The 11,262-nt window shown below is 58.8% G+C and carries 14 protein-coding genes; 5 read left to right on the top strand and 9 right to left on the bottom strand.

The window, feature by feature from the left end; genetic code table 11:
* The coding region (locus ACOYIE_RS05810; RefSeq protein WP_433411307.1) for an LTA synthase family protein at positions 1-1,271 on the top strand (1,271 nt) is incomplete at its 5' end.
* Between the two features lie 105 nt (positions 1,272-1,376).
* On the opposite strand, the gene ACOYIE_RS05805 is transcribed toward ACOYIE_RS05810, so the two are convergent.
* From ACOYIE_RS05805 to pyk, 4 genes are all read right to left on the bottom strand, one after another.
* Positions 1,377-2,165 (bottom strand): SDR family NAD(P)-dependent oxidoreductase, encoded by a 789-nt coding sequence (locus ACOYIE_RS05805; protein ID WP_433411305.1) that lies wholly within the window; start codon positions 2,163-2,165, stop codon positions 1,377-1,379.
* A gap of 188 nt (positions 2,166-2,353) precedes the next feature.
* Positions 2,354-3,601 carry a M16 family metallopeptidase gene (locus ACOYIE_RS05800; protein ID WP_433411303.1) on the bottom strand — a complete coding sequence of 416 codons (1,248 nt, stop codon included), beginning with the start codon at positions 3,599-3,601 and terminating at the stop codon, positions 2,354-2,356.
* A gap of 78 nt (positions 3,602-3,679) precedes the next feature.
* Positions 3,680-4,924 carry an LCP family protein gene (locus tag ACOYIE_RS05795; protein ID WP_433411301.1) on the bottom strand — a complete coding sequence of 415 codons (1,245 nt, stop codon included), beginning with the start codon at positions 4,922-4,924 and terminating at the stop codon, positions 3,680-3,682.
* Positions 4,925-4,928: 4 nt separating this feature from the next.
* Positions 4,929-6,392, bottom strand: a complete 1,464-nt coding sequence (gene pyk / locus ACOYIE_RS05790) for a pyruvate kinase (protein WP_433411299.1) — start codon at positions 6,390-6,392, stop codon at positions 4,929-4,931.
* Between the two features lie 260 nt (positions 6,393-6,652).
* Here pyk and ACOYIE_RS05785 point away from each other — a divergent pair, with 260 nt between their 5' ends.
* The 4 genes from ACOYIE_RS05785 (at position 6,653) to ACOYIE_RS05770 (ending at position 8,671) form a co-directional block, all read left to right on the top strand.
* Positions 6,653-7,573 (top strand): sugar phosphate nucleotidyltransferase, encoded by a 921-nt coding sequence (locus ACOYIE_RS05785; RefSeq protein ID WP_433411297.1) that lies wholly within the window; start codon positions 6,653-6,655, stop codon positions 7,571-7,573.
* A 16-nt stretch (positions 7,574-7,589) separates the two neighbouring features.
* Positions 7,590-8,111, top strand: coding sequence for a hypothetical protein (locus tag ACOYIE_RS05780; RefSeq protein ID WP_433411295.1), 522 nt, complete (start codon positions 7,590-7,592; stop codon positions 8,109-8,111).
* 91 nt (positions 8,112-8,202) lie between these two features.
* Complete coding sequence (secG, locus tag ACOYIE_RS05775; protein WP_433411293.1) at positions 8,203-8,439, top strand: preprotein translocase subunit SecG; 237 nt, start codon at positions 8,203-8,205, stop codon at positions 8,437-8,439.
* A gap of 1 nt (position 8,440) precedes the next feature.
* The gene (locus ACOYIE_RS05770; RefSeq protein WP_433411290.1) at positions 8,441-8,671 is read left to right on the top strand and encodes a hypothetical protein; all 231 of its coding nucleotides are present in this window, start codon (positions 8,441-8,443) and stop codon (positions 8,669-8,671) included.
* A 31-nt stretch (positions 8,672-8,702) separates the two neighbouring features.
* Here the strand turns inward: ACOYIE_RS05770 and ACOYIE_RS05765 are convergent, their stop codons facing one another.
* The 5 genes from ACOYIE_RS05765 to ACOYIE_RS05745 form a co-directional block, all read right to left on the bottom strand.
* Complete coding sequence (locus ACOYIE_RS05765; RefSeq protein WP_433411288.1) at positions 8,703-9,551, bottom strand: GIY-YIG nuclease family protein; 849 nt, start codon at positions 9,549-9,551, stop codon at positions 8,703-8,705.
* Between the two features lie 73 nt (positions 9,552-9,624).
* The gene (locus ACOYIE_RS05760; RefSeq protein ID WP_433411286.1) at positions 9,625-9,924 is read right to left on the bottom strand and encodes a hypothetical protein; all 300 of its coding nucleotides are present in this window, start codon (positions 9,922-9,924) and stop codon (positions 9,625-9,627) included.
* A gap of 24 nt (positions 9,925-9,948) precedes the next feature.
* On the bottom strand, positions 9,949-10,146 hold the full coding sequence (locus ACOYIE_RS05755) for a PspC domain-containing protein (protein WP_433411284.1): 198 nt from the start codon (positions 10,144-10,146) through the stop codon (positions 9,949-9,951).
* A gap of 45 nt (positions 10,147-10,191) precedes the next feature.
* Positions 10,192-11,028 carry a hypothetical protein gene (locus ACOYIE_RS05750; protein WP_433411282.1) on the bottom strand — a complete coding sequence of 279 codons (837 nt, stop codon included), beginning with the start codon at positions 11,026-11,028 and terminating at the stop codon, positions 10,192-10,194.
* Positions 11,025-11,262: hypothetical protein (locus ACOYIE_RS05745; protein WP_433411280.1), on the bottom strand; the 238-nt coding region annotated here is incomplete at its 5' end. The genes ACOYIE_RS05750 and ACOYIE_RS05745, both read right to left, overlap by 4 nt.

The following is an 11,262-nucleotide window of genomic DNA, read 5'->3' as shown; positions in this document are numbered from 1 at the left end:
GGTTCCATTTCAGCTTTCTGCGCAATGTGACGCAGAATACGCTGCAAAAACCGGAAGGCTTTTCCAAACCGGCGACCGAGCAGGCGATCGCGGCCACACAGACGGGGGAGGACGAGCCCAAGCCGGTCAACGTGATTTTTGTGATGAGCGAGGCGTTCTGCGATATCACGGATAACGAAGCCTTTGCCTGGACGGAAGAGACCGACCCGCTGCGGCATTACCATGCGCTCCAGCAGTCGGCGCATGCGATCTCCGGCCGGCTGGTCGTGCCCAATTACGGCGGCGGCACGGCCAATACCGAATTTGACGTGCTGACCGGTATGCAGACGGCCATGCTGTCGGACGCGGGCGTGTCCTCGTTCCGCGTGCTGCATAAAAATGTGGATTCTGCCTTCCGCGTTGCGGCGCAGAACGGCTGGCAGACGCAGTTTGTCCACCCGGGCAAGGCGTGGTTCTATAACCGCCAGAATATTTATAAGTGGCTGGGCGCAGAGGATATTGTATTTGAGGACGCTTTTGCCGATAAGGCGTATAAAGGCGGATATGTGTCCGACGAGGCGCTGACCGATTATATGATTGCGGACTTTGAACGCAGGGTGGAGAGCGGCAAACCGCAGTTCACCTATGTTACCACCATTCAGAACCACATGGCCTATACGGAGAGCAAATACGGCAAGGCCCGTGATTTGTATCCGCTGCAGCTGGCGCGCGAACTGCCCGAAGAGGCGGAGACGATGCTGACCGTCTATACGCACGGCCTGCGCGACGCGGACGCGATGCTGGGGCGGCTGGCCGCGTATTTTGAAGAGCGGGACGAGCCTGTGCTGCTGATCTGGTATGGCGATCATCTGCCCAGCATGGGAGAGGATTACATGTGCTACCGCGCGCTGGACTGGGAGATCGCAGAGGACCGCGAAAACGCGGCGTGGCTGGATGTATACGAGCCGCCCTTCCTGCTGTGGACGAACGAGGCGGGCGCGGCGGCGCTGGATTTTCCGACGCTGGCGTCGCGCATCGGGCTGACGGAGGGCGGCAGCGTGAGCGCAAGCTTCCTTGGCGCGGCCGTGCTGGAAGCGGTGGGCTGCGGGCAGAGCGACCCGTTTTTCGCCTTTGTCAATGATTTGCGCAAAAAACTGCCCGTGGTGCAGCACGGAACGGCGGTTGACGCGCAGGGCGCGTATCACAGCGCGGTGCCCGCCGAATATGCGGCGCAGGTGCAGGAATACCAGAACCGCATCTATTATCGCATGAAATATGAAACGCTGTCATGAAAAAACAGGGACCTGCCTTGGGCGGGTCCCTGTTTTTGCACCAATGATAAGAAAGACAGCCTGCGAAGTGATTCACAGGCTGTTTTTCAGGGAGAGAGGGGGAAGTTATGTCTGAAGTACGTCATATGCGTACCATGGGTTCTGCACACAGCGTTTGGCGCCGCTGATTTCAAGACCCACGCCGTTGATATAGCCGGCGGCCTGGTCCGAGGCAAGAAAGACAATCGCTTTGGCAAGGTCTTCGGGTTCGCCCAGCCGCTTCATCGGTACGTCCCGCACCATGGCGTCGCCGTATTTGGCGATGCCTTCTGCGGTAAGTTCGGTGCGGATCATGCCTGGGATATAGGCGGCTACCCGGATGTGATAGGGCGCAAATTCCGCGGCCATTGTCCGTGTCAGGCTCATCACGCCGCTTTTGCAGGCGGCATAAGGCGCGCGCCCTGCGCTGGGCGTGATGGACGAGTAGGAAGAAGCCTGCAAAATCACACCGCCGCCCGTGGGTATCATGCGCTGCGCCGCAATTTTGGAGCCGGAGAATACCGCGGTCAGGTCGGTGCGGACGATGCGGTTAAACTCCTCCGCATCGTAATCGAGCAGCAGCTTGTATTGGTTGACAGCTGCGTTGTTAATCCATATGTCGATGCGCCCATGTGCTGCGATAACGGCATCGGCAAAAGCCTCCAGCTCGTCATATTGCGCAACATCTGCGCGAAAAGTGAGCACGTCAAAGCCCTCTGCGGCAAAATCCGCGCGGAGCTGTTCCAGTTTCTCCATGCGCCGCGCACAGACGCAGACTTTGCACCCTTCGCGTGCAAATTCCAGCGCAGCCGCACGGCCGATACCCTGTGAGCCGCCGGTGATGACGACCACTTTGTTTTTCAGCCCAAGCTCCATAAAGCGCTCCTTTTCCAATTTACTTGTAAATTCAGTATAGTGTAGAACGGCGGAAAAGACAATTATAACTTTTTGAAGCAGAATGTTAAGCAAAGAATAAAGAATCAGGCCCGCTTCGTTCTGAAGCGGGCCTGACGGCGGTATTTTACAGAAATCAGGGAAACGGTGTGCCGGTACGGGCACGCGGTTTACTGCAAAAGTGCGCGGTAAACGTCCCGCTGATCGGGCTGGCCGACGACGGAGAGCGAGACCTGCGCAAAATCAAACACGCGCCGCGCCAGCGCAAGCACATCTTCCGCGGTGACGCGGTCATAGGCGGCAAGCACCTGCTCCACGGCCAAAACCTGCCCGCGCAGCAGCTCGCTGCGGCCGATGGTCATCATGCGGGTACCCGTGTTTTCCAGCCCCATCAGCAGGTTGGTTTTCACCTGCTCGCGGCAGCGGGAAAGTTCGTCGATGGTCGGGCCGGTTTCGCAGAATACGCGCAGCTCACGCACGATGAGCGAAAGCGCTTTCTGTTCGGTTTCCGCGCTGAGACCGGTGTAGATAGAAAACAGGCCGGTATCCAGGTGCGGCGTGGTGAATGTATAGATGGAATAGCACAAACCGTTTTGCTCGCGCACGGTCTGAAACAGGCGGGAGGACATGCCGCCGCCCAGAATGGAGCTCAGCAGATTCATTGCATACCGGTCTTCGGACAAAAGCGATACGCCCGGGAAGGACAGGCAGAGGTGGTTCTGCTCAATTTCCTTTTCGCGCAGCAGCAGGCTGGGCTGATAAACGGCGGGGGTCAGCGCGTTGCGGCCTTCGCCCTCCATGTGGGAGAATAACTCCGCAATATAGTCAAGGTCATTTTCCGTGAAATGCCCGGAAACCGCAACAACCGTATCGGCCGGCCGGTAGCAGCGCCGCATATAGTCGTGCATGGCTTCGGAGTTGATGGTTTGCAGCGTTTCCGGCGTGCCGAGAATGGGCCGGCCAAGCGCCGAGCCGGAATAGCACTGTTCAAACAGCTTGTCAATGGCCACGTCTTCGGGGGAGTCCTCGTACATGTCGATCTCCTCCAGCACGACGCCGCGCTCCAGCGCAATATCCTCCTGCGCAAAGCGGGAATGCATGAACATATCCGCCAGAATGGACACGCCTGTTTGCAGGCGGCTGTCCAGCACCTTCATATAGTAGCAGGTACATTCCTTGTCGGTAAAAGCGTTGGCCTGTCCGCCGAGCGCGTCAATGGCAATGGCGATATGACGGGCGGAGCGCTTTTCCGTGCCCTTGAAAATCATATGTTCAATGAAGTGCGAGATGCCGCCGAGTGCGGCCGGTTCGTAGCGGCTACCGTTGCCGACCCAGATGCCCACCGAAGCGGTGCGCACCGTGTCCAGCCGTTCGGAGATCAGCCGCACGCCGTTGGGAAGTACACGTTTGACATACATAGCTCTGTTTTCCTTCTTCTGATATGATTGAGGATATGCGGAGCGGCCGGGCGTAACCCCGGCCGCAGAAAAACATGTTCAGTTGCCCAAAGCCGCGCGGTACGCTTCCTGATCATAATAGGTGCGGGAACCGTCCGGATTGAGCTTGTAATAGTCGCCGTCGGCGTCCTGATAGTCGCCCGTTGCGGGATCGTAGCTGCCGCCTTCTTCGGCAAGCGACGCAGGGTCGACATCGGGCTCCGTGCTGCCGGCGTCATCCGGCGCGGCCGGACCGGTGGGCGGCTCATCGTAATCCACGCCGCCGAGCGGGCCCTGCGTATCCTCGCCGGATTCGCTGCCGCCGGGCGTGTGGGCGGACGAAGTGTCGCCCGGGAAAATATCGCTGTAAATGTAGTCGTGGATGTGAGCGGCAGCCGTCTCCAGGTCGTACAGAATATACTGGCCGGAGGAGCCGTAATAGTTCCACTCGCCGTCCAGCGGAACGCGGGTGTGTTCGAGCGCCGGCGCACCGTTTTTCACCGCGCCGACGATCAGCGGCGCAATCTCCGCAGGGGAGAGCGAGGTGGTGACATAGGGCGTCAGCTTGTTCATCAGGCCGATCAGCCGGCTGGCGTTCATCTCCTGCACGCGGGTGAACATGGCGTTCAGCACGATGCTTTGCCGCTCAACGCGCCCCCAGTCGTCGCCCGTGCCGTTTTTGCGGATGCGGCCGTAGCACAGGGCCTGCACACCGTCCAGCGTCTGCAAGCCGGTGCTTTCCACGCTTTTGAAGGTTTTGCCCTGCTCGATGCCGTAATCACGGATAACGCGGTTGAGCTCGTCCAGCTCATAATCCTTTACGTCAATCTCAACGCCGTCAAGCGCGTCGATGATTTCAACAAGCTGTTCAAAATTGACCGCAATATAGTCGCGGATATCGGTGCCGAAGTTCTGGTTGATGGTGCGGATGGCAAGCTCGGGGCCGCCGTAGAAGTAGGCCTCGTTGAGCTTGGTCTCCCCGTGTCCGTCAACCGGAACAAGGCTGTCACGCATCAGGCTGGTCATTTTGATTTTGCCGCGCGTGTTGTCCACCGTCACGATCATCATGCAGTCCGAATGGCTCTGCGTATCGCCCTCGCGCGTGTCCAGTCCGAACAGCGCAAGGTTGGTGATATTTTCGTCTGCCTGCACGCCTGCGGCCAGGTCCTTCTCAGACAGGGAAGAATTGTAATTATACCCGAAGAAGGTGCGATAGGCATATAAGCCGAAACAAAATACGATGGACAGCGCCACAAGGACGCTTAACACGCGGACAAGCCGGCGCTGGAAGCGTTTGAACGACATAGTATCAGTCCTGTGCCAGATGCGCGAACGAATGCTCGGTGAGCTGGTGTACGCGCAGGGTGTTGGTGTAATTTACCTTGCCAACCGGCATGCCGGCGGTAACGGTGATGACGTCGCCCACGCGCAGGTCCACCGCAGAAACGGCGGCGCGCTCGGACAGATCGTACAGCTCAGTGCCCGAAGACGGACGGCGCGGCACCATAACCGGCATAACGCCCCAGGACATGGTCAGGCGATGGAAGGTCTTTTCGCACGGGGTGGCGCCGATGATGGGCGCGCCGGGGCGGTAGGTCGAAACCGAGCGGGCGGTCGAGCCGGATTCGGTGAAGGCCACAATGCACTTGGCGCCCAGGTCCGCAGTGGTCGAGCAGGTCGCATGCGCGATGGCGATGGTCTTCAGGTCGCCCGTCAGGTTCATGTTCTGGAATTCCAGACGGGTGGTGCGGCGGCGGTCATAGTGGATGGTGCTTTCGGCGTTTTCTGCAATGCGGCTCATGGTGGCAACCGTATCCACCGGATATTTGCCGACCGAGGTCTCGCCGGAGAGCATGATGGCGGAAGTGCCGTCATATACCGCGTTGGCCACGTCGGAAACTTCAGCGCGGGTCGGGCGCGGGTTCTTGGCCATGGATTCCAGCATCTGGGTAGCGGTTACAACGCGCTTGCCGCGGGAAATGCAGGTTTTGATGATGAACTTCTGGATTTCCGGCAGCTCTTCAAACGGAACTTCAACGCCAAGGTCGCCGCGGGCAACCATGACGCCGCTGGCTTCGTCCAGAATTTCCTGGATGTTGTTGACGCCTTCCATGTTTTCAATCTTGGCGATGATTTCAACATCCTCCTTGCCGTGGGCCTTGAGGATGGCCTTGATGTCGCGCACGTCCTGCGCGCAGCGGGTAAAGGAGGCGGCGATAAAGTCAATATCCTGCGTCAGGCCAAACTCAATGTCCGCACGGTCCTTTTCGGATACGAACTGCATGTTCAGCTTGATGCCGGGCACATTGATGGATTTGCGGTTGGAAAGCGGGCCGGCGTTGAGCGCGCGGCAGACAATGTCGGTGCCGTCCTTGATTTCAACAACCTCAAATGCAACAAGGCCGTCGTCAATCAGGATGCGGGTGCCCGGCTTTACGTCGTTCGGCAGGCCTTCATAAGTGATGGAAACGATGGTGTTGTCTCCCTCAATGTCGCGGGTCGTCAGCGTGAAAAGCTGGCCGTCGGCGATTTCGATTTTGCCGTCTTTATAGGTTTTGGTGCGGATTTCCGGACCCTTGGTGTCAAGCATAATGCCAACCGGCATGCCGAGCGCCGCGCGGGCCGCCTTGACCGCGTCCATACGGGCCTTGTGCTCTTCGTGCGAGCCGTGGCTGAAATTCATGCGGGCAACGTTCATGCCGGCCTTGATCATTTCGGGCAGGACGGCGTCCGTTGCAGGACCGAGTGTGCAGATGATTTTGGTTTTGCGCATAGTTGTGTAACTCCCTCTCTCTTTGACGAAGTGTTTCCGTACTCTGATAATTTATTAACGGCTTTATTTTAACAGTTTTCCCCTGAATTTGCAATCGTTCGCGCGGAATACCCAAGATTTTCATGTTTTTCTACAAAAAAAATCGGGCGGGGCGCAAACATCTTGTGTTTTCTGATACGGTCTTGTATAATAAGTAAACAGAGGCGGACGCGCAAGCCGTGTTCGTTCTTATTTTGTACCAAAAACAGGGGAAGTATACGATGAAAAAACCGGTTTTAGTGATTATGGCCGCAGGCATGGGTTCGCGCTACGGCGGACTCAAGCAGATTGACCCTGTGGGGCCGAACGGGCAGATCATTCTGGATTATTCGATTTATGACGCGCACCGCGCCGGTTTTGAGCGCGTGGTGTTTATCATCCGGCCTGAACTGCGCGATGCGTTCGAGCAGGCGATTGGCCGGAAGGCGCGCAGCTTTATGCAGGTGGACTATGCCTATCAGACGCTGGACAGTCTGCCCGAAGGCCTGCGCGCGCCGGAAGGGCGGGAAAAACCGCTTGGCACTGCGCACGCGGTCTGGTGCGCGCGCGGCCTGACCGAGGGCTGTCCCATTGCGGTAATCAATGCGGACGATTTTTACGGTGCGGACGCATTCCGCAAGGTGTATGATTATCTGTCCGCGGCCGAAGACGATGAAAAGTACCGTTACTGCATGGTGGGCTACCGCGTGGAAAACACGCTGACGGAAAACGGAACCGTGTCCCGCGGCGTGTGTACGGCCGATGAAAACGGCCTGCTGGACAGCATTGTGGAGCGCACGGCGATCTGCCGCGCGGCAGACGGCACGATTGGCTATGCTGCGGACGGAGACGAGCCGGCCGGCATCATTGCAGAGGGTACGCCGGTTTCCATGAACCTGTGGGGCTTTACGCCCTCCTTCCTGCCTGTGCTGGACGACGGCCTGCGCCGCTTTTTTGCCGAAAAGCTGCCGCAAAATCCGATGAAGGGCGAGTATTATCTGCCTTTTGCAGTGGATGAACTGATTCTGGCCGGCCGCGCGACCGCACGGGTGCTGACCACGCAGGCCCGCTGGTTCGGCGTGACCTATCGGGAGGATAAGCCGGTGGTCTGCGCCGCGATTGCCGAGATGACCGCGCGCGGCGAATATCCCGCGCAGCTTTAAAAAGGGGCGGCTCAGTATGGATTTTTCAGCAGAATTTGTAGCATTGCGGGACAGAATGATCGCCGGACAGGACCCTGCGTTTACCAGCCGGATGAATGTGCAGGTGGCTGGGCGGACGGCGGCGCTGGTGAGCAGCTTTTCCGTAAGCGAGCAGCGCAAAGCGCTTGGCCTGGTGGCCGTGGGCGGAGAGACGCACGCGCATGAATACCGCCTGCTGTTCGCCGTGCCCGAACTGGATGTGCAGGCGCTGGAGGACTGGTGGGACTATGTGCTGCGGGCAGCGCAGGAACTGGTGCAGCCGGATGCGTCGCATGAGTTTTCGATTGTTTCGCTGATTCTGGTGACCGAGCGGGTGGACAGGAGCGTGGAAAAGCGTCTGGCAAAACTCAAGGCCGAGCGATACTTCTTCAGCGAGGGGCGCGGCTGGATGGACGTGCGCGCGGCGGTCGCCGCCCTTGCGGAAGGCAAGGCGTATACAAGTCACAGAGACGGCGCGCTGAAGAATGTTTTGAAGCCTTTTTTGCAAAAAAACACTTGAAAAAGCGATACTGCTGTGATATAGTACACTATACGCAAGCATTGCGCGCCGCGGCATGGCGCGGTTATTGAATAGTTGGAGGAAGATTGAAATGACTACCGCACAAATCGCATTGTCTGTTGTAATGATTATTGCCAGCCTGTTTCTGATTATCGTTGTGCTGCTGCAGAGCGGCGCGCAGCAGGGCCTGGGCGCTGTTTCCGGCGGCGCGGAGACGTTCTTCGGCGCGGGCAAGGCCAGCGCGGCGGATAAGATCCTGGCCCGCCTGACCTCTGCTGTCGGCGTAATCTTTGTGATTGCCGCCATCGTGCTCAACCTGATTCACTGATATGAAAAGCCTTCAGCTGGCACTGCTGGTGGCGTTCGGCCTGTTTGCAGCGCTGACCGCCTTCCTGCAGGTGCGGTACGGTATGATTACGGGCCGCAGCGAGTGCAGCGACCCGCAGTCCGACCCCAAGGCAAAGGCATGCTCCCGCAGGGCGACGATGTGCGCGATTGCAGCCGGCGTCAGCCTGGTGCTTTGTGTGCTGGTCGGTGTGATGAACCGCATGAACGGATGATAAAAAACGGTGCGCTAATGCGCACCGTTTTTTATTTTTGCTCAGACAGCCGGCTTAAAATCGGACGCACCCCTTGCCACTCAGCCTGATGCAGGCAGCACAGGCGGTCGTGCGGGATGAGGCATGCGCTGCCGTCCATCCGGCGGGCGGGCAGCGGAACGTCCTGTTCATGCGCCAGGGAAAAATCCGAAAGCGCGGCAAAAACCATGTCCGCGACCTCGCTGCCGGGGGAAAAGGGCGGCAGCCCGTCTGCGCGGAAAACAAAGGCGAACGCAAGCTCATCGTCAAACCCGCCGTCCCCGCCGCGAGGGTATTGCTGGCGATAGCTGCCGGCGGGCAGCAGCAGGCTTTCTTCCAGCAGCAGACCGGCTTCTTCGCGCGCTTCGCGCGCAATGGCGGCGGCGGGCGTTTCGCCCGGGTCAATGTGTCCGGTCGAGGTCAGGTCGAACCAGCCCGGGTAGAGCGGCCGGTCAAACTGCCGCTGCTGTAACCACAGCCCCCAGACGCCGTCCCATACGCCTACGGTCCACAGATGGCACACATGATGGAACAGCCCCTGCGTATGGACGACAGCGCGCGGCCGTTCGCCGCAGGGGCGTCCGTCTGCGTCATATATGGTCAGCGTTTCGCCGCCCTGCTGCGTGAGCAGCAGGGCTTCTTTTTCGGCACGGGAAAGGCGCTTGACGGCGGCCTCGCGCCGCATGGCCTCGCCCTGCGTTTCAAACAGCTCGCTGTAGGCCAGCGTGACAGGGCCGCGCCCCCGTGTGTATTTTGCGCCGCGGCCGCTGTTGTGCGCGGCAAGGCGGGCGGTCAGGTCGTTCGTCCAGCCGCAATAGAGCGTATCGTCCGCGCAGCGCAGAATATAGGTATAGGCGGTCATGGCAAAGGGCTCCTTTCGGTAAAAATGCCAGCCGGCAGTAAGTCCGGCTGGCAGAATGCGTGTGAAAAAACGGTTACTCGCCGTCCGGCTCGCTGGAGCCGGCGGGGGAGTCCTCTGCCGCGTCCTCTGTGACGGCAGGGTGGGCCTTGTCATATCGCTTTTTGGCAATCAGATAGCCGAAAACCGCAAAAACAAGCGCAAGCGTGGTGGCGCTGACTTCTTTATCGAAAATCATGCCGAACAGGCCGGCTGCAATATAGGCCACGGCAATGCCGAGCGCCGCGCCGCGAAAACATTCGGCATTTATGCCGGACGCGCCGCGCACAGGCTGCGGTCCGGAGGATTCGGTTTGCGGCTGCTGATCTTTGTTCATGGGATAAACGCTTCCTCTCCGTTTTTACTGAAGGGTGCTTTGTGTCGGTATAATAATTGCCGCAATCACATAGGCGATAATGCCGGAAAAGCCGAGGAAGGACAACAAAACCCATCCAAGGCGCACAAGCGTCGGGTCGATATCGAAATACTCTGCAATGCCGGCGCATACACCGCACAACATGCGGTTGCTTTCACTGCGGTACAGTTTTTTACCTTTCATGATAAAATCCTTCTTTCCTAATCATACGTTGTTTGGAAGCGTTCGTCAAGAGGGGATGGTGATTTCAATCACGCCCGCGTCCGCCTTCATATCGAGTTCGGCAGGGCAGGATTCGTCGCCAAGGCAGGCGCGGACTGCACCGGCATCCGTTCCGGCAATTGCCGTGCCGTTGAGCAGGATGTTGCCGTCATTGGCTTTCGCCTCGATTTGATAATCGGAATACGGGTTCTGGATGACGAGCGTGATTGTACCCTGCGCCGCGGTTAAATCAATATCATTGGCGCTGGTTTGCCCTGCGGCCGTGCTGTTTTGCACAGTAAGGTTAAATTCCTCCGCCTCGATGGCCGGTTCGATTTGCAGTGTGCAGTCATGCGCAGAAAGAAAAACTTCTTCAAAAAAGTTACCCTCCGCGGGCAGCGTAATCATCACTTCCTGCTGCTCGGACTGTGCTTCGGCGCGCAGTTTCCATTCGCCGTCGGACAGTTCGTTCGTCCGGAGCGACGCGGCTCCGGCGATGGAAAACTGTTCGCCTTCCACAATGCGGTATGCGCCGCCGGTCAGCCGGATGTCCAGCTCGGAAACCGGCTCGCTGTCTCTGACAGTGGGGAAGGCGGCAAGGGGGTCGAGACCGTCAAGCGGATGGCCGTCTGCGGGGACATCTTCAAACCAGCCGGCATGGTATTCGCCGTCAATATCCACCCATTCGCGCCAATGTACGCCGCCGTGCCACCAGCGGTCGGCGTCGTGCAGCGTTTCGCGCACCGGATGCAGCGCGCCGTTGTAATAGGTGCCGTACAGTTCGCCGCCGGCAGCCAGACCGCCCGCGGCAAGCCCGCCGCCGATCAGCAGAACGATCAGACAGAAAATGACCAGTTTTTTCATTTGGCAGCGCCTCTCTTTCTCAGTTTATCAACCGGCCAGCGCAGAATTGCGACAAAACCGCGGAAAACCGGAGGTATGAACAGCGTACACAGTTTGATCATCAGCAGCCCCAGCAAAACGCCGGCCGCCAGACAGGCCAGCCCCGTGCCAAGCGTGACCAGCGCGCTGGCCGGACGCAGCCACAGCATGCAGGAAAAGACGATGAGCGCAATGCCGCCGACGAACGGGCACAGC

Source organism: Agathobaculum sp. (genome assembly GCF_050946325.1).
In the GTDB taxonomy this organism is placed as follows: domain Bacteria; phylum Bacillota; class Clostridia; order Oscillospirales; family Butyricicoccaceae; genus Agathobaculum.
Note: the sequence above shows the minus strand (reverse complement) of the source record. Positions and strands in the feature narration are given on the sequence as shown.